17 protein-coding genes are annotated in these 22,002 nt (G+C 60.0%); 12 read left to right on the top strand and 5 right to left on the bottom strand.

The genetic code is table 11. The features are described 5' to 3' along the window. Positions 1-208: 208 nt before the first annotated feature. Both HDF16_RS14590 and HDF16_RS14585 read right to left on the bottom strand, forming a co-directional pair. On the bottom strand, positions 209-1,363 hold the full coding sequence (locus tag HDF16_RS14590; RefSeq protein WP_184217870.1) for a cystathionine beta-lyase: 1,155 nt from the start codon (positions 1,361-1,363) through the stop codon (positions 209-211). 549 nt (positions 1,364-1,912) lie between these two features. Next, a complete protein-coding gene (locus HDF16_RS14585; protein ID WP_184217868.1) occupies positions 1,913-2,179 on the bottom strand; it encodes a UPF0175 family protein in 267 nt (88 codons plus the stop codon). Positions 2,180-2,251: 72 nt separating this feature from the next. On the opposite strand from HDF16_RS14585, the gene HDF16_RS14580 reads away from it, so the two are divergent. The 7 genes from HDF16_RS14580 (at position 2,252) to HDF16_RS14550 (ending at position 9,609) form a co-directional block, all read left to right on the top strand. Then, positions 2,252-3,571, top strand: a complete 1,320-nt coding sequence (locus HDF16_RS14580; RefSeq protein ID WP_184217866.1) for a Y-family DNA polymerase — start codon at positions 2,252-2,254, stop codon at positions 3,569-3,571. A gap of 61 nt (positions 3,572-3,632) precedes the next feature. Next, positions 3,633-4,913: a glycoside hydrolase family 99-like domain-containing protein gene (locus tag HDF16_RS14575; protein ID WP_184217864.1), complete on the top strand. Its 1,281-nt coding sequence runs from the start codon at positions 3,633-3,635 to the stop codon at positions 4,911-4,913. Positions 4,914-5,044: 131 nt separating this feature from the next. Further along, positions 5,045-5,995 carry an ABC transporter ATP-binding protein gene (locus HDF16_RS14570; protein ID WP_184217862.1) on the top strand — a complete coding sequence of 317 codons (951 nt, stop codon included), beginning with the start codon at positions 5,045-5,047 and terminating at the stop codon, positions 5,993-5,995. A 122-nt stretch (positions 5,996-6,117) separates the two neighbouring features. Beyond that, entirely contained in the window at positions 6,118-6,930 is an 813-nt protein-coding gene (locus HDF16_RS14565; RefSeq protein ID WP_184217860.1) for an ABC transporter permease, read from the top strand. A gap of 111 nt (positions 6,931-7,041) precedes the next feature. Then, positions 7,042-8,196, top strand: coding sequence for a sensor histidine kinase (locus tag HDF16_RS14560; protein ID WP_184217858.1), 1,155 nt, complete (start codon positions 7,042-7,044; stop codon positions 8,194-8,196). Beyond that, on the top strand, positions 8,193-8,813 hold the full coding sequence (locus HDF16_RS14555) for a response regulator transcription factor (RefSeq protein ID WP_184219141.1): 621 nt from the start codon (positions 8,193-8,195) through the stop codon (positions 8,811-8,813). The genes HDF16_RS14560 and HDF16_RS14555 overlap by 4 nt, the downstream gene beginning before the upstream one ends. 142 nt (positions 8,814-8,955) lie before the next feature. Then, positions 8,956-9,609, top strand: coding sequence for a hypothetical protein (locus tag HDF16_RS14550; RefSeq protein WP_184217856.1), 654 nt, complete (start codon positions 8,956-8,958; stop codon positions 9,607-9,609). 191 nt (positions 9,610-9,800) lie between these two features. On the opposite strand, the gene HDF16_RS14545 is transcribed toward HDF16_RS14550, so the two are convergent. The 3 genes from HDF16_RS14545 to HDF16_RS14535 all read right to left on the bottom strand — a co-directional run bounded on the left by HDF16_RS14545 (position 9,801) and on the right by HDF16_RS14535 (position 14,357). Next, a complete protein-coding gene (locus tag HDF16_RS14545) occupies positions 9,801-11,903 on the bottom strand; it encodes a DPP IV N-terminal domain-containing protein (RefSeq protein WP_432432250.1) in 2,103 nt (700 codons plus the stop codon). Positions 11,904-12,378: 475 nt separating this feature from the next. Beyond that, positions 12,379-13,137, bottom strand: a complete 759-nt coding sequence (locus tag HDF16_RS14540) for an RNA methyltransferase (protein WP_184217854.1) — start codon at positions 13,135-13,137, stop codon at positions 12,379-12,381. Positions 13,138-13,328: 191 nt separating this feature from the next. Next, positions 13,329-14,357: a YXWGXW repeat-containing protein gene (locus tag HDF16_RS14535; protein WP_184217852.1), complete on the bottom strand. Its 1,029-nt coding sequence runs from the start codon at positions 14,355-14,357 to the stop codon at positions 13,329-13,331. A gap of 187 nt (positions 14,358-14,544) precedes the next feature. On the opposite strand from HDF16_RS14535, the gene dnaG reads away from it, so the two are divergent. The 5 genes from dnaG to rpoD all read left to right on the top strand — a co-directional run bounded on the left by dnaG (position 14,545) and on the right by rpoD (position 21,869). Then, positions 14,545-16,326: a DNA primase gene (gene dnaG, locus HDF16_RS14530; protein ID WP_184217850.1), complete on the top strand. Its 1,782-nt coding sequence runs from the start codon at positions 14,545-14,547 to the stop codon at positions 16,324-16,326. Positions 16,327-16,625: 299 nt separating this feature from the next. Then, on the top strand, positions 16,626-18,020 hold the full coding sequence (locus HDF16_RS14525) for a lipopolysaccharide biosynthesis protein (RefSeq protein WP_184217848.1): 1,395 nt from the start codon (positions 16,626-16,628) through the stop codon (positions 18,018-18,020). Between the two features lie 284 nt (positions 18,021-18,304). Continuing rightward, the gene (locus tag HDF16_RS14520; protein WP_184217846.1) at positions 18,305-18,448 is read left to right on the top strand and encodes an AbrB/MazE/SpoVT family DNA-binding domain-containing protein; all 144 of its coding nucleotides are present in this window, start codon (positions 18,305-18,307) and stop codon (positions 18,446-18,448) included. Between the two features lie 589 nt (positions 18,449-19,037). Continuing rightward, positions 19,038-19,886: an energy transducer TonB gene (locus HDF16_RS14515; RefSeq protein WP_184217844.1), complete on the top strand. Its 849-nt coding sequence runs from the start codon at positions 19,038-19,040 to the stop codon at positions 19,884-19,886. Between the two features lie 276 nt (positions 19,887-20,162). Next, positions 20,163-21,869 carry an RNA polymerase sigma factor RpoD gene (rpoD, locus tag HDF16_RS14510; RefSeq protein ID WP_184217841.1) on the top strand — a complete coding sequence of 569 codons (1,707 nt, stop codon included), beginning with the start codon at positions 20,163-20,165 and terminating at the stop codon, positions 21,867-21,869. The last annotated feature ends 133 nt before the right edge of the window (positions 21,870-22,002 follow it).

Raw genomic sequence — 22,002 nt, 5'->3', positions numbered from 1 at the left:
CTCGACCGGAGCCGTGCGGCTGTATCGCGCGGCGTAGTGGAGAGACCCCCGCATTGCGCCTTGGCTCTTGCCATTGCCTTTCGCTTTTGCCGTCATCCTGAGCGTAGGCGTGTGCGGCTTCATCGCACGCGCCGGAGCCGAAGGACCCCGAGCGATTCGACCCATCCAAAACCGCTCGCACCTCTCGGCCACGATCCAAACCATCCACCTACACGAGCGCGAGGACCATTGCTGCACGAAGGTCCTCAATCAAATCCACCGGCTCTTCCAGCCCCACATTCAAACGCACGATCCTCCCGGCGTAGTCGCCAGTCGGCCGTTCCAACCCCGGATACGCCATCGCCAGCGAATGCGTCCCGCCCCAGCTCCAGCCAATCCCAAACATCTTCAACGAATCCACAAACCTGTTCACCTGCTCCGGCGAATACCGTCGATCGAAGACCATCGAGAAGATGCTCGACGACCCCGTGAAATCTCTCTTCCAGAACTCATGCCCAGGGCACGATTCCATTGCCGGATGCAGCACCGTCTCGATCTCCGCCTGCTCCGCGCACCACCGCGCAATCTCAAGCGTCGAAGCCTCCAGCTTCTCCAGCCTTACCGCAAGCGTCTGCAGCCCGCGCAACGCCAGACTGCAGTCGTCAGGCGAGACCGCCATGCCAATCTGCTGATGCGTCGAACCCACCGCCCTGTAAGCCGCTTCCGTGTTCACCGAGACGCTCCCAAGCAGCAGATCGCTGTGCCCGCCAATGTACTTCGTCAGAGCCTGCATGCTGACGTCCACACCCATCGCAAACGCATCGAGCAGAACCCCCGCCGCATACGTGTTATCGAGTGCCACAGTCACGCCCCGCTCATGGGCAGCGACCACAATGGCCGTCACATCCTGGATCTCCATCGTCACCGACCCCGGACTCTCACACCAGATCAGCGAAGTATTCGGCCGGACCAGCGACGCAATCTCAGACCCAATCATGGGATCGTAAGCTTCCACCTCAATCCCCAACCCACGCAGCAAATCGCCCGCAAGATGCCGGTTCGGCCCATAGGCATTGAACGGCACCAGCGCATGGCTCCCGCTCTTGCAGAACGAAAGATAGATCAGCGAGATCGCCGCCTGTCCTCCCGGCGCAAGAAACGTATGCCGCGCGCCCTCCATCGCCGCAATCCGTGCGCCAAGCTCCAGCGCGGTAGGCGTGCCATAAAGCCCATAGTTCCAGCCACGTTCCATGTGCCACTCATCATGAGCGTTCGCCATGCTGCCCAGCAGAATGGTTGAGCCGCGATACACCGGCGTTGCAAACGAATTAAAGCCTGTCGGAACAGTCGGAGTGGAGTGAAGGATGCGGGATTTCCAGTGCAATCGAGGAGGCTCCTGAGAAATGCTCATTCAATACCTGTCTTATTCTTACGCCCTACCCTTTTTACCTACCGACCATCTCCGTCGAGAGTGTTTAGGGTTTCCAAGAAGTTTTGTCGCAGCGCAGATGTTGAGCGGAACGTTGTAACTCTTATAAGGCGATCAAACATGTCACGCGCATTGATAAGACCCGCTTTGTGACCAGCAATCAGCACGCCGATTGTTCCGGTGGTAGTGAGTCCTCTCGAGGAGGCTTCATGCCTTCCCTTCTGTTCGTCGATCAAGATTGTAAGAATGCCTAATTCCAGAGCAAGTTGAACGCATCACGCTCTCCCAAACCCAGGAATGAAAGTTTGGCGTCTGGCGCACTCATGGGAGGTAGAACTTCTATCCAAGGCGGCAGCGCTGCAACCCATTGGGAGACGAGCGGAGGTGCCCCGCTATGACTAAGCTCTGCTACGACTGTGGGTGGGATAATCACTCGTCTGTAAAGCAGCGGGATTAGGAATTCGCAGTTGATCTGTACGAGATAGTTGAGAGGGGAGGTATCTGCTACGACGATTTTCGTTGAAATGGTGGCATCGCGGAAATGCTCATCAGGTCGCATGCCAAATCATCTACCCCGTATGCAAATTCCTCCACTTCATGTTTCTTTAAAAACCCATCCGTTTCAAAACGGGAAAGGCCCAGCAACTTGCTTAGCTGGAAGTGGGAAAGAGCGCCAGACCGATAGCTCTCAATGGCAAGAGCCTCAAGGGCGGTACGTTCCGCGTTTGGTTGAAGCATTAGGTCATCAGGCAATTGGACCGTAATTTCCATGTCAAAAGGCTATCATGTAGACGAAACACGCGGGCGAATAAAAAGCGAATATTATCGAGTGAGGATTTCAATTTGGCATTCCCGACCCTCCCAGACCGCTTCGGCTTCCTCCACATCGACCTAAACAGCTTCTTCGCCTCGGTCGAGCAGCAGCTCCACCCGGAGTACCGAAACCGCCCCCTCGCCGTCGTCCCCACGCTCGGCGACACCACCTGCTGCATAGCCGCCAGCTACGAGGCCAAAGCCCTCGGCATCAAGACCGGCACCCAGGTCGGCGAAGCCAAAAAGCTCTGCCCCGAGATCATCCTCATCGCCGGCAACCACGATCACTACGCCGAATACTCCCACAACATCGCCAAAGCCGTAGAACGCTGCTGCCCCGTCGCCCACACCCCCTCCATCGACGAGATGGTCTGCCAGCTCATCGGCCGCGAGCAGGAGCCGCCCACCGCCCGCAAGATCTCTCTCGCCATCAAGCAGGCCATCAAAGATGACGTCGGCGAAACCCTCCGCTGCTCCATCGGCATGGCGCCCAACCGCTACCTCGCCAAGATCGCCAGCGACATGCAGAAGCCCGACGGCCTCATCGGATTACTGCCCTCGCAATTGCCTCGGGCGATAGCACATCTAGAACTCCGCGACCTTCCCGGCGTCGGCGCCAAGACCGAGATCCGCCTCAACGCAAAGGGCATCACCACCATGGAGCAGCTCCTCGCCCTCGACCGCAACGGCATGCATGGGCTTTGGGACAGCGTCTGGGGCGACCGCCTCTTCCACTGGCTGCGCGGCACGGACAGCGGCGACGACGGCGCTCCCGTCCCCACCGACATCCAGAAGTCCCTTGGCCACTCGCACGTCCTCGGCCCCGACTTCCGCTCCGCCGAAGGCGCATGGTCCGTCGCCCACAAGCTCCTGCACAAGGCCGCCATGCGCCTGCGCATGGAGAAGTTCTACACCAGCTCCATGGCCGTCACCATCCGCTATCAACTCACCCGCGAGCAGGCCGAGCGCATGAAGTCGAAGAAGCACTTCAGCGGCATCAAGCACACCGGCTGGGGCATGGAAGCGAAGTTCGCCGACTGCCAGGACACCCTCACCCTCCTCGAAGTCCTGCGCGGCATCTGGCAGCACGCACCGCAGGGGCCGGATTTCGCCCGCCCCTTCTTCGTCGGCGTTACCCTCAAGAACCTCATCCCCGAGAGCGAGCATCAGGAGACCCTCTTCGGCGACGTCGACCATCGCAACGAGCTCTCCGTAACCATGGACAAACTCAACCTCAAGTACGGCCATACCACCCTACACTTCGCCGGGATGCTCAAGGCACGCGAGGCCGCGCCCACCCGCATCGCCTTCACCCAGATCCCCGTGCAATACGGCGTCGATTACATGTAAGCGAGCGACTCGCGATGCCCGTCTTTCGTGCTGTAGAGTCGTTCTGAGTTTTGAGAGGCCTATGAAGCGACGTTCCTTTATCACCTCCGCCTTGGGCGCGGGTCTTGCCAGCGGAATTCCCGATTCTCTCGCTGCACAGACCTTAGCCAGCAACCACATCGCAAAGCCAGTCTTCGCAAGCCTTCCAAATGCGCTCGTAGGCGAGGCCGCTGTCGACGGATACTTCACCGATCAGAAGCTGCATGAAGCTCTCGGCACCTCCACGCTCGCCAAGCCAAAGGACGTCCAGGTCGTCGTCTACAACTTCCCAAGCTGGCACCCATCGCCGTTCATGGAAGCGCGCTTCGGCAAGGGCTGGACGGAGTTCGACGCCCTGCGCAACGCGCGTCCGCTCTTCCCCGGCCACACCATGCCGCACTATCCCCTGTGGGGCTACTACGACGAGTCCGACCCCGTATGGGCAGCGAAAGAAGTGGACCTCGCCGCCGATCACGGAGTCGATGCCTGGCTCATCGACTGGTACTGGCACGAAGGCACCCAGTTCTACGAGGAGCAGCTAGAGCAAGGCCTACTGAAGGCCCCCAATCGCGACCGCCTTAAGTTCGCCGTCATGTGGGCCAATCACGACTGGAAGAACGTCTACCCCGCTCGCTCGCCCGACCTCGCCGCTCCGCTGCTGCCGCAGGTGCATACACTGGCCGACTTCGAACGCGTCGCCGATTACTGCGCCGAACACTACTTCAGCCAATCGAACTATCTCCACATCGACGGCGCTCCGCTCTTCGCCATCTTCGATGCCGGCAAGGTGATCCAGCAACTCGGCAAAGACGGCCTTAAGCGCGCCCTCGAAACCATGCGTCAACGCGGAGCAGCCCTCGGCTTCCCCAGGCTTCACCTGCAGCTATGCAGCGGCTACGACTCCATCGCCGGCGACCTTGCCGCATTTGGCGTCGACAGCGCAACCCAGTACGGCACCTTCGGATGGACCTACGGAGCGAAGCCGCCAGGCTCGCGCATCCCTTACGGAGTAGGCGCGTCCGAAGGCATCGCATCCTGGAAAGCGATGCGCGAGAAAGTTAGCGTGCCGTTCTATCCCTGCTGTCAGGTCGGTTGGGACGACAGTCCACGCTTCGAGGAGTTCGCCTCCATCGCCATCAACCGCTCGCCCGACCAGTTTGAGCGCGTAGTCCGAGCCGCCCGCCACATCGTCGCATCCGACAAGCACTCGAAATTCATCTACGTCGCCGCCTGGAATGAGTGGACCGAGGACCATGTCCTCCTTCCTGACACGACCTGGGGATACAGCTACCTCGAAGCCCTGAAACGAGCCATAAAGGACTAGCCGCAGCGCGTATGACAACTGTCACTTCGCCCTCGTGACGTTCCGCACTGTGGCCATCGCCCATTCAGGCGCATTCTTGTCTTCGTAGTCGAGAAATTCTTCGACAGAGATCCAGACAAGGAGAGCACACGATGAGCGCCACCGCACCCACATATGACAAGACTGAAACAGCGACTTCCGCATCCACACATCGCGCCTTACCCGGACAAAAGATCGCGACGCTGCAAGCTGTCGCGAAGAAGTACGGCGCGACGACAGCGCTCGACGGCCTCAACCTCTCGCTCCAAGCCGGCGAGGTCGTCGCGCTATTAGGCCCAAACGGCGCGGGCAAATCCACCGCCGTCCGCTTGATGCTCGGCCTCGCGTCACCCACCAGCGGCACAGTCCGCATCTTCGGTGCCGACCCGCGAGACGCCGCCTCAAGAACCCGCGTAGGCGCGATGCTCCAGGTAGCCCGCGTCACTGACACCATCAAGGTCCGCGAGCACATTGACCTCTTTCGCAGCTACTACCCAAAGCCGTTGCCTGTCGCCGAAGTAGTTCGGATCGCGCAGCTCGAAGGCATCGAGAATAAGTTCTTCGGAGAGCTCAGCGGAGGCCAGAAGCAGCGCCTCCTCTTCGCCCTCGCAGTCTGCGGCGACCCCGACCTCGTCTTTCTCGACGAGCCCACTGTCGGCATGGACATCGAAGCCCGTCGCGGTCTCTGGCAGCAGATCCGCTCCTTGAAGGAGCAGGGCAAGACCGTGCTGCTCACAACGCACTATCTCGAAGAAGCCGACGCGCTCGCCGACCGCGTCATCGTGATCAACAAGGGACACGTCGTCAGCGAAGGCACCCCAGCAGAGATCAAGAACTTCAGCGGCGGCCGCAAAATCAAGTGCTCAACCATCCTTACGGTGGACTATCTCAAAGCTCTCAGCGGCGTGACCGGTGTCGAGCGCAGCGGTAAATTTATAACCGTAACCGCTACAAATGCAGAGACAGTCGTCCGCATCATGCTGCTGAACGATGAAGCTCTCAGTGGCCTCGAAATAGCCAGCCCCGCGCTCGAAGACGCATTCCTCGAACTAACCAAAAAGTAGACCGGGTGCCCCACATCTCGATTCTGAGATGTGGGACGTAAACCGCCCACCTCGTTCTTCCGCGTCATTCGCGCAAGTCCGCTCACACCTTCCTCAAGAGAATCAAAGAACAGGAGACAGCCATGTCGACCACATCCACCGCCCTCAACGTTGGCGCAAGCTCCACCATCAACTCCGCGCAGTCGTTCAAGACCTATCGTCTTGAGACGAAGTACGAGTTCCTGCATCTACTGCGGGCGAAGTCCTTTTCGCTCGCGGTCATCGGCTTCCCCTTGATGTTCTATGTACTCTTCGGGCTCCCGAACAAGCACGTAGTTGAGGGAGGCGTGAACATCACCAAGTACATGTTGGGCGGATACGCATGCTTCGGCCTGATTGGCGCGGCACTCTTCGGCATTGGCGTCGGCCTGGCGTCGGAGCTGAACTCCGGTTGGCTGGAGTTGAAGCGCGCAAGCCCCATGCCCGTAATGGCCTATCTCTTCGCGAAGTGCGCTTCGGCCATGGCCTTCGGCGTCATCATCGTCAGCATACTTACCGGAATCGGCGTGGCCTTTGGCGGAGTCTCCATCACCGCCATCGAGCTGGCGAAGATGCTCGGCGTCACCCTCGCGGGCTCGGTCAGCTTCGCCAGCATGGGCTTACTGCTGGCCTTGCTGATGCCGGCGAACGCGGCCCCTGGGCTCGTGAATCTGATCTATCTGCCCATGTCTTACCTCAGCGGACTCTGGATGCCGATCAAGTACATGCCGCACTGGCTCCAGCATCTCGCCCCGGTCATGCCCATGTATCATCTCGCCCAGTTGATGCTCAGCGTCTATGGATACCAGCAGCCAGGAAGCTCTTTGATGACTCACTGGAACTCACTGGCCGGGTTTACGCTGGTGATGCTGGGCCTCTTCTGGCTGGTCTTCCAACGCAAGGAACGCAACGCATAAGAGCTTGTCGAACAACCCTGGTCTCGCTTTCTGGCAGTAACTTGGGGCTTTAGCCCCGGACCCTCTGGACACTTAGAGCACCACCGCACGCTACACTTTTGGGACAAGAAGATGAGCTGGACAGGATGCAAGATCGAACCCGCGAAACGCCAGGGCTGGCGCAGATTCCTTCCGCCACTCTCCCGCCCTTCGCCCGGCATTTACATCTGGCTCGCCTACTCCATCTTCTTCTTCTTCGAGCCCGTCTTTCGCCACAACCTGCGCTACTGGCTTCAGAACCTCGCGATCTACGCGTTCTTTCTCTTCCTCTACGTCTGCCTCGACGTCATCGAAGTCACCTCCATCAGTCTCGGCATCCTCGGCATCTTCGTCCTTCTCGGCATGGCCACTCTGCCCTTCAATAGCGGCGGATCGACCTTCTTCCTTTACGCCTCCTGCATACTTCCCTTTGTCCTTCCGAATAGCCGCCTCGTGGGCGCGCTCATCGCCCTCGACTTTGCGCTGCTCGTGGGCGAAGGATACCTGCTCGAAAATAACGTCCTGAACTACGCCATCCCGGCGCTCTTCCTCGTCGTCGGCGGCGTCTCGAATATGTGGATGGCGCGACAGAAGTTCATGAACGTCAAGCTCGCCATGGCGCAGGAAGAGATTCAGCAGCTCGCCGCAGTCGCCGAACGCGAACGCATCGCACGCGACCTGCATGATGTCCTCGGCCACACGCTGTCCGTAATCGTGTTGAAGGCAGAGCTTGCAGGGAGGCTTATAGAACGTGACCCGGAGCGAGCCGCACGAGAGATCGCCGACGTCGAGAGCACCGCGCGCACAGCACTCGCCGAGGTCCGCGAGACCATCGGCGGCTACCGCGCCCGTGGCCTCGCCGCCGAGCTCGCAGCCGCCAAGCGCACCCTCGAATCAGCCGGCGTCGCTCTCGCCTGCGAAGCCGTGCCAGACGCGGAGAGCAACCTCCGCGCCACCGAAGAGACCGTGCTCTCACTCGCCATCCGCGAAGCCGTAACCAACATCGTGCGCCATGCCGAAGCCACCAAGTGCCTCATGCGCTTCGAACAGACCACCGACGGCTTTCACGCCCTGCTCGTCGAAGACGATGGAGCCCATAGCGTAAGGCACGAAGGCAACGGCCTGCGCGGAATGCGAGAGCGAGTGCAAGCACTCGGCGGCAGGTTCAGCATCCAAAGCGAGCACGGCACGCGCCTCCTGATCGAGCTGCCCATCACCGTTCCCACCGCCGTTGTGAAGGAGGCCTGACCTTGGCAAACGCAATTCGAGTAGTCCTGGCCGAAGACCAGGCGATGGTCCTCGGCGCGCTCGCCGCTCTGCTCGAGATGGAAGAAGATCTCCGCGTCATGGCCTGCGCCGCCAATGGTCGCGAAGCCCTCGACGCCGTCATCAAACTCAAGCCCGACATCCTCGTCACCGACATCGAGATGCCCATCATGACCGGCCTCGAGCTCGCGAAAGAGCTTCAGTCTAATCACCCGGCCACGAAGACGGTCATCCTCACCACCTTCGCTCGACCCGGCTACCTTCGCCGCGCTCTCGACTCCGGTGCCCGCGCCTATCTACTCAAAGATCGCCCCGCCAAAGAGCTCGCCGAGGCCGTACGCAAGGTTCATCGCGGTCAGCGCGTCGTCGACCCGGCCCTCGCCACCGAAGCCTGGGGAGCGGAGATGGACCCACTCTCCGAACGCGAACGCCAGATCCTTCAACGCGCCGGCGACGGCAAGACCAGCACCGAGATCGCCGGCGAACTCCATCTCTCCGACGGCACCGTGAGGAACTACCTCTCCGAAGCAATCGCCAAGCTGGGCGCGGCCAATCGCGTCGACGCCGCAAGAATCGCAAGAGCCAAAGGCTGGCTTTAACCGGGTGCCCCACATCACGACTCTGAGATGTGGACGTAAAACGCCAACCCTATTCCGCAACTTTCAACATCAATTTCAGGCAGACGATCATACCCTTCTGCCTTCCGCTGCATCCGAGAGGAGTGACAGGAGAAGCCTCACCATGAACTCTCGCACTCTCACCTCCCTACGCACCGCCGCACTCTGCGGCGCAACCCTGGCCATCGCCATCGGGTGCAACAAGAAGGCCGACAACTCGATCAACTACACCAGCGCCATCAACACTTACTACAGCGCCCATCCATCCTGCCTCTTCTCACAGTCGCAGCAGTTTCCCACCCAGGTCACCACCTCCGACACCAGCAAGACCGCGCCCTTCGACGCGCTCGTCGACCAGGGCCTGCTGGCACGCACCACCGCCGAGAAGAAGGTCCTCATCATTGCCTCGAAGCAGGTCACGAACTATGACCTCTCAGACAAAGGCCGCTCCTCCTGGACCGCAGACACCACGCAGCCCGGCTTCGGAAACTTCTGCTATGGCCAGCGCAAGGTTAGCACGATCGATAGCTCATCCCCGACCACATCGGACGTAGGCGCAACCACCCAGATCGCCTATCACTACACCTTCTCGGATGCCCCCACATGGGCCAGCGCCGCGGAGACCAAGACCGCGTTCCCCCAGGTCGCGACTGATCTCTCAGGCCCGCAAGCCGCCACCGCAACCCTTACCAACACCGCCAACGGATGGCAGGTAACCAGCACGCCCGACGCAAAGGCTGCGCCCGTAAAAGCCGCCGACGGAAAGATCGTAGAGTAACAATCGTTCCACCGACAAAAATGTACGTCAGGTATAGAAGTACGTCGGGTGCCCCACCCATGGCTCGCCTTTGGCCATGGGTGGGATCAAGCCGCCAACGAAGCGTCGTCTCGACCAAATCATTGCAGCCTCATCGCAATGCGCTGTGAAAAGCCCCCGCATTAGCATTTGCTCTTGAATTCCCTTACAAACTACTCCGTCGCTTCCTCATCCTCTGAAGGCCCCGAGTTCAGCGAAGACATGGCCGCCGCATACGGCTTCAACTCGTACTCCTTCGGCGGAACATCCCCCGCCAGATACCGCACAAAATAGTCCCACCGCCGCCGCGTCATGTACTGCGAAGCCGCGCCATATCCATGCGCAGCATTCGGAATCATCAGCAGATCGAAGTCCTTATTCGCCTTGATCAGCGCATCCACCAGCACCAGCGTGTTGTTCGGCGGAACGTTGTCGTCCATCGTTCCATGCGCCAGCAGCAGATGTCCCTTCAGGTTCTTCGCAATGTACTGGTTCGCCTGCGAGTCATAATTGGTCGTGCCATCGGCGTTCTTCACCAGCAGTCCGGCCCACTTCTCCGCCCAGTCATCTTCATAATCCCGCTGGTCGTGATTGCCGCTCTCCGCAATCCCCACCTTGAAGAAGTCGGGATAGTTGAACATCGCCGCCGCCGTCGCATTCCCTCCGCCCGAGTGCCCATACATCCCCGCGCGATCAAGATCGATCCACGGATACTTCGCCGCCAACTCTTTCATCCCCGCAACCTGGTCAGGAATCGTATTGTCGCCAAGGTTCCCGTAGTAGGCCTCGTGAAAGCTCTTCGACCGTAGATTCGTCCCCATGCCATCGATGCAGACAACGATGAACCCAAGCTCCGCAAGCGCCTGGTTATCACGATGCGCAGCCGCAAACGCGCGTGATCCGCAAGATCCCGTCTGCGGCCCCGGATATACATTGTTCACGATGGGATACTTCTTCGTCGCATCGAAGCTGGTCGGCTTGAACATAAAGCCATAAAGGTCCGTTTTGCCATCCCGAGCCTTCACCGTAATCGGCACGGGAGGCACCCATCCCGCAGCCGTCAACGCAGAGATGTCCTGCTTCGCAACCTCCATCTCGACCGCACCAGTCAACGTCCGCACCACCGTAGTCGCAGGCGTCACAGGCGTCGAAGCAATGTCCGTAAAGAAGTCGAACTTCGGCGAGAACGCGATCTCGTGGTTCGCATCCTCCGGCGTCAGAAGCTTCTGATCGCTCCCATCAAATCGAACGCTGTACAGATGTACGAAGTACGGATCGCGCCCTGCCTCCTTACCCACGCCGAGGAAATAAATCACGCGATTCTTCTCGTCCACATGCAGCACCTGCGTCACGTTGCCATCGCCATGCGTGATCTGATTCTTCAGCTTGCCCGTGCTCAGGTCATAGAGATAAAGCTGGCCCCAGTTGTCGCGTTCGCTGAACCACAACACCTCGTTCGACCCCGGCAGATAATGCCAGTTCACCATCCCGTCGCCGCTCTCGTAGAACTTCGGCGCAGTCTCCTGCATCACCTCGCGAACCTCTCCGTTCGTTGCGTCCGCGACGCGAAGCCACTCCTGCTTATGGTCCCGCGACGTCGACACAAACGCCATGTGCTTCGCGTCCGGCGACCACTCGACATCCTCCCAGGTGCTGTTGCCTCCCCTGCACGTGACGTCGTCACAGATCGTACCGCGATGCTGATCCGGCGGCATCTTCAGCCGCACGATCTTCCTCGTATCCAGGCTGATGATGACGCGCTCGATCATCGTCACATTCACATCGCCCACCAGCGGAGACTTCCACGTCTTCAACACCGGATGCCCGTTGGTCACAGAGACCAGGTACATCTCGCCATCCCTGCGCTGGTCCTGCTGAAACGTCGCGATCTTCTTCGAATCCGGTGACCATAGCAGGATCGCAGCATCACTCTGCTTCCATCCCGCGTTGTCCGTCGCGTACCCAAAGTCCTTCACGCCATCGGTCGTAAGCTGGGTCTCCGTTCCGCTCGCAATGTCCCGCACCCACAAGTTCCAGTCGCGAATAAACGCTCCCTTCGTCTTATCGGGAGAAAGATTCATGGACGGCTGCTTCGCCGTCGAAGGCTTATCAAGCCCCGTGCAGGTGTAGCTCGCGGCAAGAGAACAATCGAAGTTGCTCGAGCCGACTGTGACGCGAAGCTTCCGCCCAGCATCCGAGAACGCAAGCTCCGTAGGCTTTAGCCGAACAGCATCAGTCTTGAGCTTCGGCGAAGCCGCGTTGAGAGCATCGACCAACTTAGAGCTATCGAAGGCAACGCCATTCGTCTTCTTCGCAGGATCGACGATACGGAAGGTCGTCTCGTGCCCATCAACGGCGCGGTACCAAAACCGCCCATCGGCCATCCAGTGCGGCGCAACCACGCCCTTCCACGCCAGCGGATTCACGTTGTACGAGAGAAACTTCTCCGCCTGCGCGTAGTCCGCCGCGGTGTAGACACGCGGCTGCTGCGCCACTCCCGATGCAGTCACAAGCCCGGCAACGATAAGCGCGGAACCAATCTTCAAAGACAGATTCACAGTATGTTCTCCTGAAAGTTACAAATCGAAACTCTTGGGCAGCCTGTAAGAGATACTGACCGGCCTCGACAGCTCGGGTGCCCCATCCATACTCGCGTCTTTTGCGAGGATGGGTGGGATGTATACGGCTCTGCATGATTCACCCTGGCAAGACTTCGAGTCCGGATCAGTCATGGACGCTACAGCGCCACGATCAGTTTCTCAGCTTCCAAAGTATCTGCCGCAGCATCCCCATCCACACCGGCGCATCGACGCGACTCATCTTCATCCGCAGGATCAGCCGCCGAAGGTCCGCAGGCGCGCTCCGTGCCGGATGATGCCGCAGATAATCCGCCGCCTCAAGCACCTCGGAGAGAAGTCCCAGCACCCGCTCCTGCTCCGCGCTCGAAGCGGCATCAGCAGCCTCCGGTGCCCGCGTCAACGGACGCTCCCGCACCAACTCATACAGGCACACCGCCACCGCCTGCCCAAGGTTCATCGAGAGATGCCTTTGCTCCGCATGTTGAAACATCGGAATCGTTGTCAGCCAGTTGCAGTGGCTCAACTCTTCGTTCGATAGTCCCGTCTTCTCCGACCCAAACAGAATCGCCACCTTAGATTCGGAACCCTCAACCGGGACCTGCTCAAGAGCCTCGATCATCCGTGGCGGAGCATCGTTGATCGCAAACAGCGGATGCTCCAACACGCGCTCGCCCACCGCCGTCGTCCCCGCAACCAGCACGCAGTCGGCGACCGCTTCAGCCACCGTCGCATAGGTCGTCGCCGCATGCAGCACCGACGACGCATCGACCGCCGACCTTGCTCCCTCAAGCGGCATCACAAACTCATTCACAATCCGCAGATCGGAGAATCCAAAGTCGTGCATCGCCCGAGCGACCGCACCAATATTCTTTGGGTTCCGTGCCCGCACCAGCACCACGGCTACCCGCGCAAGATGTTCGCTACTCAGCATGAGTCTTTTATTCTATTGCGCGAGCCCAAAGAAGCCCGGGTCCCGGGTGCCCCATCCATGGCTCGCCTTTGGCCATGGGTGGGACGTAAACCGCTCGCATCATCCCATCTACGCGAGCCCCAGACACCCAGACAAGAGAAAAGCCGGCGCGCTGTGCACCGGCCTTTCTACTTATCAGGTTCTGGGGAGCATTACCGGTGAGGCTTCTCCGCCGGACGCGCCTGTTGCCGAGGCGCCGCCTTAGGCTGGGTAGCCGCATTGTGCTTGTCCTGGTTGATCGACCGGCTCACGTTGTTCTGCCGCTGGTTGACCTGCTGGTGCTCCTGCGGAGTCAGCCGACCGCCATTGGCCGCGCGATCATTAGCCGTCTGGCGATTAATGCTCGCCTCGCGGCCTTCCACGTTACGCGTCTCACGAGCGTTCATCTGGCCCGACTGCAACCCCTGGCCAACCCGTTGCTGCTGATTCGCAGCCCGCTGGTTGACGGTAGCTCCACGCGCCGGAACCGCAGTATTCATCGCTCCCGGCCGCTGGATTGCCGCCATCTGCGGGTGGCCGCCGTTGGCCTTCGCAAAGTTCCCGGGCTCAGCATGCGCCGCCTGCACATGGCTCATCTGCGCCGAGGTCGGAGCCACATGGTTCTCGTGCTCAAACTGTGCCTCCTGCGCCGTAGGGCGCGCCGAGATACCACCGTTTCCACCATTGAAGCTGGTGTGCGAGTTGTTGATCGTCGTGTTATTGATCGTCGTCCGGTTGATATAGGTGTTGTGGATAACGGTCGTATTCACATTGGTGTAGGCCGTGTTGTAGGCGAAGCGTCCGCCGCGCCACTCCCCGCCTGAGAAGCCAACGCCGCCGAATCCGAAGCCATAGCTAATGCCGCCATAGAAGCCGACGTGCGGTCCCCAATAGCCTTCATGAAAGATGAATGCGCTGCCGCCCCATCCCCAGTAGCCGGGGGTCCAAAGAACACCGACCGAAGGTGGCTGCACCCACACTCCGGGAACCCAGTAGTAGCCCTCCGGCCCGTAAGCCCAGTAGCCCGGATTCCACAGATAGCCGTCTCCGGGGCAAATCGGCTGCGTATAAACAGGAAGCGCAGGCGGCGCGAAGCCTACAGAGATAAAGACTCCAGCGTTTGCAGCAACCGGCGCGACGGCGACAGCGAGGCCGAGTGCTGCGCCCAATGCAAATTTACGAATGAGATTCATGGACTTCATAGCTTTCTCCTGAAAACTTCGATGCGACTACAGGCAACGGTGCCGGCCACCGGCTGCACTTACTGTCTGCCTCTGTGTGAACACAGATAGACCGGGATAGTTTTGCTGCTCAGGGAGAGCAATCAAAGGAGCGAATCGGTGGGCTCGTGGAATGAGAGAGTTGCAGGAGGTCTTAGACTGGTAAGGAGTGGCCGATAACTTCGCACAGACCGTAAAGCAACAGGCAGACATCGTAAAGATCGTCGGCGACTACGTGAAGCTCCGCAAGACCGGCGCACAGAACTACACCGGCCTCTGCCCCTTCCACAAAGAAAAGACCGGCTCCTTCTCCGTCAACGCCGCCCACAACTACTTCTACTGCTTCGGCTGCCACGAAAAGGGTGATGTCTTCACCTTCGTCATGAAGCTCGAAAACGTCAGCTTCCCCGAGGCCGTTCGCGCCGTCGCGACCAAGTGCGGCATCCCTCTTCCCAAGCGCGAGTTCAACTCCCCCGAAGAGGCCCGCGACGCCGGCATCCGCCGCCAGTTGATCGACCTCCACGAAGCCGCCACCCAGTACTTCGAGGCCCAGCTCAAATCCCCCGAAGCCGCCCGCGCCCGCGAGTACCTCACCGGCCGCGGCGTCACCCCGGAGACCATCGCCAAGTTCCGCATCGGCTACGCCCCCGACGACTTCAACCACATGCGCGAGACCATGCGAAAGCACTTCGCCGAAGACGCGTTACGGGCCAGTGGGTTGTTTTCGGCAAAGGAGCAGGAGGACGGCAGCCAGGGCACGATGTACGCCCGTTTCCGCAAACGCATCACCTTCCCCATCGCCAACGAGCAGGGCAAGACCATCGCCTTCACCGCCCGCGCCCTCGAAGACGTCGACGACAAGGGCCGCCCCATCGCCAAGTACATGAACTCCCCCGAGACGCCGCTCTATACGAAGGGCCAGGTCCTCTTCAACCTCGACAAGGCGAAGGCTCCCATCCGCGAGCTCGATTTCGCCCTCCTCGTAGAAGGCCAGATGGACTGCATCTCCGTCTACATGGCCGGCGTAAAGAACGTCCTTGCCACCTCCGGCACCGCCTTCACCGAGATGCAGATCCGCCTCCTCAGCCGCTTTACGAAACGGGTGGTGGTGAACTTCGACCCCGACGCCGCCGGCTCGAACGCCGCCGAAAAATCCATCGCCATGCTCACCGAAGAGGAGTTCGACGTCCGCGTCGTCACCCTCGAAGGCGGCCTCGACCCCGACCGCTACGTCCGCGAGCACGGCGTCCAGGAGTACATGGCCGCCCTGCGCGGAGCCAAGCGCCACTCCGAATACCTCATCGACCGTGCCCGCCTCCAGTTCCCCGCCCGCACCGCCGACGCCAAGGTGAAGGCGATGAATTTTCTCCTCCCCCACATCCGCCGGATGCCCAACCGCATCCAGCGCGACGAGTTCGCCGCCGACGCCGCCCAGAAGCTAGGCATCGACTCCGCCCTCCTTCGCCAGGAGTTGAAACAAGCAGCCGCCGCACGCCTTGAGAGCGTCCCCCAGTTCCGCCAGGAGCCCATCAGCGAGAACGAAAAGATCCTCCTCCGCGCCCTAGTCCTATCTGAAGATGACCCCGCCCGCCAGCTCGCCGCCGACCAACTCTCCATGCATCCCGAGTGGTTCGCCGAGCTCCCCATGGCCGACATCCTCGAATCGCTCTCGCAAGCCCCGGCACCCGAAAATCCCCTCGACGCCGCTCCCACAAACGAATCGCGCGCGCAGTTAGCCGTAGCCCTTCAACACTCTACGGGCGATAAGGAAGCACCTCTGTTGGAACAGGTTCGCGACGCCCTCGAAGCCCTCGACACCCGCCGCATGCAGCGCCGCCAACGCGAACTCCGCTCCCAGATAGCCGAAGCCGACCGCCGCGGCGACAGTGCGATGCTGGACCAGTTCATGATGGAAAAGATGGCCATCGACAAAGCCCTGCGGGAGCGCTAGCGTGAACCCAGACGCCCACATCTCAGACCGCGAACAAATCCGTCATCCTGAGCGAAGGCGCGCAGCGCGGAAGTCGAAGGACCCCGAGCGATCTCACCTCACCCAAACCGCTCGGACCTTTCAGCCAATATCCGCCCACAAGCCGGGTGCCCCACCCATGGCTCGCCTTTGGCCATGGGTGGGATCTCAACCATCCCTCACCCAAAGCACCCCCATGAAAGACGCGTCATCTCGACCGAGCAACGCGAGCGGAGAGACTCCCGCATTTCGCCGTTGCCTCCGCCCTCACGAGGCGCTCTATGGATAGCAACACCACCAAGCGCCTGGCTCTCGGCTTCCTCTCGAACTGGGTCAGCAAACTAGCGTCCACCGTCATCCAGCTCATCCAGGTGCCGGTCTTCCTGCACTTCTGGTCCGTCCCGCTCTACGGCGAGTGGATGATCGTCACCTCCATCCCCGCCTATCTCAGCTTCAGCAACATCGGCTTCGGCAACGTCGCCGGCAACGAGATGACCATGCTCGTCGCTGCTGATGACCGCAGCGCCGCCCTGCGCGTCTTCCAAAGCTGCTGGTGGCTCATCGCCATCGTCTGCGGAGCCACCATCCTCCTGCTCAGCGGAGCCCTCTATCTCTTTCCCGTAGCCCACCTGCTGAAGCTCTCCGCCATGTCCGAGTCCGACACCAAGTGGATCATCTTCTACCTCGGCGTCTCCGTCCTCCTCGGCCAGCTCGAACAGCTCCTCCAGTCCGCCTACCGCTGCATCGGCCGCTACCCCTACGGCTCCTTCATCAAGAGCGTCTTCTCGCTCATCGCCTTCCTCGCCATGATCGTCCCCGTAGCGATGGGTGGCGGAGCCCGAACGACCGCCCTGGTCTTCGCCGCCGCCAACATCGCCGGAACGATCCTCCTCGCCATCATGGTCCGCCGCGACATCCCCTGGATCCGCTACGGCTGGTCCCACGCCCGCCTCTCCGAGATTAAACGCCTCACCCGCCCCGCCTTCGCCTTCATGGGTTTCCCCATCGGCAACGCGCTGAACCTGCAGGGGACGCTCATGGCGGTCGGCTACGCGCTCGGCCCCACCGACGTCGTCATCTTCGGCACCGCCCGCACCGTCTCCCGCGTCGCCCTCCAGATGATCCAGATGGTCAACAACACCTTCTGGCCCGAGATGTCGATCGCCTTCGGCCAGAAGAACGCCGCCCTCACCCGCACCCTCCACCGCCGAGCCTGCCAGATGGCCCTCATCCTCGCCGCCACAGTAGTCCTCGGCATGCTGACGGTCGGCCCCTGGTTCCTCAGCCACTGGACCGGCGGCCACGTCCCCCCCAGCCGAGGCCTCCTCAGCATTCTTCTCCTCGTCGTCGTCTTCTACTCTCTCTGGTCGACCAGCTCCACCCTCCTCCAAGCCATCAACCAGCACGAACGCCTCGCCGCCATCTACACCTTCGCCACCGCCATCACTTGCGGAATCTGCTACTTAGCCGCCCGCCGCTTCGGCCTTTACGGAGCCGCCGCGTCCCTCCTCGTCTCCGAAGCCGTAATGAACCTCTACGTCCTACCCGCCTCCCTGAAAATCGCCGACGACACATTTGGCCCATTTCTGGCCAGCATGGCGCACTGGCCAAAGTCGCTCAACTGGGAAGCAATGGCAAGCAGGCTCCGCCGTTCCAAGCCGGAACTGGAGAGCTAGCCGCCTAAGCTCCTTGTCCCATCAACTTGCCGATCAAACAATAAAATCCGTCATCCTGAGCGAAGGTTGGCGCGCTCTTACGCCAACCGGAGTCGAAGGACCCCGAGTGAACTCACGCCGCCCAGAAAGCCCGCCCCCTTCGGCCAACGAGTTCTCAAGCGAACTCCATTTCGGGAAGAATCGACGGGGACAAGCGAACCGGCTCAATTACCGCCCCTCAGCTCGGTAAACTGAATTCAGAGGCAGCATCATGTCATTTACCGCGAAAGTCGAACAGCACGGCGATGACCTCTTTAATCAGCCTTCCAGAAGAAGCTCTCGCACACCTGAAAGCGAAGATCGGCGATTCGGTGGAGCTTGTCAGAACGCCAGATGGTCTTTTACTGAAGCCCTATGACACCTATTTCGAGGAGAAGATGGCGGCATGAGGCACGTCATGGACGAACACAGCGATGTGTTACGCAGACTGGCTGAGTAGTCGGCGAAGTCACCTAAGCGCAGAAGACCGATTGGTTTGAACGATGTATCGCCCCCACTCAGCCCACGATAAAATCAGCAGCCATGAAGAAAATCTTTGCCGTTTTGGCTCTATGCGTCTTTATATGCGTAATTTCCTCTGCTCAGGCTCCGGCATGGCACACGGGTAATCCTGGTTTCCACCCTCTTGCAATTACTTCCAGGGGTGACTCGTTTTGGATATGCGGCCCGAACGAATCGATTGCTTCGTCCCTAAATGGGAGCGAGTGGACGATCCATCACCGCGCGCCAAGTGCGGGTGCAATGCTCTTTGGCATTGAGTTCTTCTCCGCGAGTTTTGGCTATGCCTACGGCACCGGAGGAACGGTTCTCTTCACGAATGACGGGGGAGACTCCTGGGAGACAAAGCACTTTGGATCGGACACCATTCTGCTTGCCTCGTTCTCTGATCCGACCCACGGCTTAGTCCGTACCGCAGCAGCTCTGTCTTACCTGGATGGCGGCAATGAGCTGCATCCAATCGCACAGCCGGAAGACACGTTGAAACGTTTTCCGTTCACGCCATTTCTTGTTGCACTTTCACCCTCCAAAATGACGGTGGTTCTGAGTGAAGGCCCATACTCCGAGAGCGGATTCCTCGCCACAGTCGACGGCGGTAAGTCCTGGAGCTTTTACGACCCGCCAAGCACTGGGATCAAGGACTTACTGCGCGTTGATGGCAAGTACTGGGCTACAGGCCATGAGGTCGTCGGAAAAGACAAGCCCGGCGGCGGTTATGGTGTGCCGATGGCGACTTTTTCAGAAGATGGAGCGCACTGGACGCGCACAACCAACGAGATTCATCCCTGCCATTGGGAAAATTGTGGGATTTGCAACACTGAGGGCTGCTTAGCATCCGGAACCTTGCTCATCGATTTCTTCCATCAAGCGACAAAATACTCTGCCATCCCAGAAGGCGCCCTGACCGCGAAATGGGCTTCTATTGGACAAACCATCTGCACGCTAAATCAGAGCATTACTTGTGCCTCGCTCGGAACTGCGGCCAATGTCGAAGCATCGCCGGATGTCTCTATGCCCAAAGTACAAACATCTCCTCCAATGGGAACGAAACCCGCAACGGGCACTTTACGTTGCGTCTCGTGTTCTCTTGAGCCAGTCTTTGTCGACCAAAAAGCGCAAGGCCGTGTAACTGTACACATCACTCTTCAGGTAGGAACAGATGGAACGGTCGAAGCGGCAACCGTAGAAAAGTCTCCAAGCGATACCCTCACGAAGACCATTCACGATCAAATGGTGTCTTGGCTTTTCGAACCGCCGTCGAAGGACGGTCATCCGATCCGCGTCAAGAACGAGTCGGACATCACGGTCAACGTTATTCGGTCGAAGTAGACCCTCCGATTGAGAAAGGGCGCACTCGTCTCCCCCCGAATCCTTTTCTCCCCCACTCACGTCTAACAAATGTGGTATTCTGTGATTCGCTGGGGACGTGCGCCTTTGAATGCCCTGACCTTCCTAAAGGTCCTCGGGTTTGCCACCGCGGTCTACACCGCAATAAAAATCCCCGCCCATTACGAAACAAACGAGATCTTCGTTCGTTCAGGTGCGCCTATTTGCCTGCGAACGAGCCTCTAATCTGAAATTATTTTCGCAGGAGTGCGTGTGCCCGTGGCCGAAGACATAGATAAGTACGAAGACGATATCGATAAGCTGATCGATACAGGTAAAGAAAAGGGATATCTCACCTACGGCGAGGTCAATGACCTCCTGCCCGGAGACATCACCTCCCCCGATGAGCTCGACGACCTGATGACCACCATCAACACTCAGGGCATCGATGTGTTGTCTGGCGAAGGCCGTGGCGATCGCGACAAGTACGAGCCCGAGGCAGGCGAGGAGTCCGACGATGTCGAACTCGACCTCTCCCCCGGCATGCTCGAGAAGACCAACGACCCCGTCCGCATGTACCTCCGCGAGATGGGTACCGTCCCACTGCTCACGCGCGAAGGCGAAGTCGAAATCGCCAAGCGCATCGAGCGTGGACAGATCCGCGTCATGAAGGCGATCTCGCGTTCGCCCATCGTGATCCGCGAGATCGTCGGCCTGGGTGAAGACCTCCGCCGCGGCGTCCGCAACATCAAGGAAGTCGTCACCTTCGACGAAGAAGAGCTCACCGAAGAGATCCTGCAGGCCCGCGTCCGCGCCACCGTCGGTCGCATCGACGTCATCGTCAAGCACCAGAAGAAGATCGTCGTTCTCGAAGAGAAGATCGCCGCTCCCGTTGGCAAGGACGCGAAAGCGAAAGCAAAAGACACGCGCAAGACCCAGTGGCTCATCGGTCGCGAGCACGTCTACATCAACCGCGTCGTCCGCGAGTTGAAGTACACCAACGGCGAAAAGAAGCGCCTGCTCGACAAGGTCAACAAGACCGTCGACTCCATGCGCACCCTCGAGCGCCAGATCAAGTCGCTCGACGCCAAGTACGAAGCCTCCCGCTCGGAAGAGCTGAAGAAGGAGTACAAGCGCCAGCAGAAGAACTGCCGCACCGACCTCGAGCGCGTGGAAGTCGATGCCGGCATCTCGCTCGTCGACCTCAAGCGCACCCAGCGCGAGATGGTCCAGGGCGACATGGACGCCGAGCGCGCCAAGCGCGAACTCATCGAGGCCAACCTTCGCCTCGTCGTCTCCATCGCGAAGAAGTACACCAACCGCGGTCTCCAGTTCCTCGACCTCATCCAGGAAGGCAACATCGGCCTGATGAAGGCCGTCGACAAGTTCGAGTACCGTCGCGGCTACAAGTTCTCGACCTACGCAACGTGGTGGATTCGTCAGGCCATCACCCGCGCCATCGCGGACCAGGCACGTACCATCCGTATCCCGGTCCACATGATCGAGACCATCAACAAGCTCATCCGCACCAGCCGTCAGCTTGTGCAGGAATTGGGTCGCGAAGCGTCTTCAGAGGAAATAGCTCGCCGCATGGACATCCCTGTCGCGAAGGTCCGCAAGGTCCTCAAGATCGCGCAGGAGCCCATCTCGCTCGAGACCCCCATCGGAGAAGAGGAAGACTCGCACCTTGGCGACTTCATCGAAGACCGCATGGCCGTCAGCCCGTCCGACGCCGTGATCTCGGTCAACCTGAAGGAGTACACCTCCCAAGTCCTCCGCACCCTGACACCGCGTGAAGAACGCGTCATCAAGATGCGCTTCGGCCTCGAAGACGGCTCCGAGCACACCCTCGAAGAAGTCGGCCAGAGCTTCCAGGTCACCCGCGAGCGCATCCGCCAGATAGAGGCGAAGGCACTCCGCAAGCTCCGTCACCCCAGCCGCAGCCGCAAGCTGAAGGCCTTCGTCGACGGCGTCAAGGACATGTAATCCGCACCAGAATCAAAGGGAAAGGCCGCGAGCGATCGCGGCCTTTTCATTTGCCCAGCTAAACTTCGTGGAGTGGGCAAACTCTGTGCCCCATTCATCGCAGTCTTATCGCGATGAGTGGGTCCGCCACAGC

Source organism: Granulicella aggregans, from assembly GCF_014203275.1.
GTDB lineage: Bacteria > Acidobacteriota > Terriglobia > Terriglobales > Acidobacteriaceae > Edaphobacter.
Note: the sequence above shows the minus strand (reverse complement) of the source record. Positions and strands in the feature narration are given on the sequence as shown.

What these genes read in the sequence shown, in the direction of transcription:
- HDF16_RS14520 (WP_184217846.1), top strand. Translation starts at nt 18,305, where the DNA reads ATGACCTCTTTAATCAGCCTTCCAGAAGAAGCTCTCGCACACCTGAAA.
- HDF16_RS14535 (WP_184217852.1), bottom strand. Translation starts at nt 14,357, where the DNA reads ATGAAGTCCATGAATCTCATTCGTAAATTTGCATTGGGCGCAGCACTC.
- HDF16_RS14575 (WP_184217864.1), top strand. Translation starts at nt 3,633, where the DNA reads ATGAAGCGACGTTCCTTTATCACCTCCGCCTTGGGCGCGGGTCTTGCC.
- HDF16_RS14525 (WP_184217848.1), top strand. Translation starts at nt 16,626, where the DNA reads ATGGATAGCAACACCACCAAGCGCCTGGCTCTCGGCTTCCTCTCGAAC.
- HDF16_RS14550 (WP_184217856.1), top strand. Translation starts at nt 8,956, where the DNA reads ATGAACTCTCGCACTCTCACCTCCCTACGCACCGCCGCACTCTGCGGC.
- HDF16_RS14540 (WP_184217854.1), bottom strand. Translation starts at nt 13,137, where the DNA reads ATGCTGAGTAGCGAACATCTTGCGCGGGTAGCCGTGGTGCTGGTGCGG.
- HDF16_RS14570 (WP_184217862.1), top strand. Translation starts at nt 5,045, where the DNA reads ATGAGCGCCACCGCACCCACATATGACAAGACTGAAACAGCGACTTCC.
- HDF16_RS14585 (WP_184217868.1), bottom strand. Translation starts at nt 2,179, where the DNA reads ATGGAAATTACGGTCCAATTGCCTGATGACCTAATGCTTCAACCAAAC.
- HDF16_RS14560 (WP_184217858.1), top strand. Translation starts at nt 7,042, where the DNA reads ATGAGCTGGACAGGATGCAAGATCGAACCCGCGAAACGCCAGGGCTGG.
- HDF16_RS14565 (WP_184217860.1), top strand. Translation starts at nt 6,118, where the DNA reads ATGTCGACCACATCCACCGCCCTCAACGTTGGCGCAAGCTCCACCATC.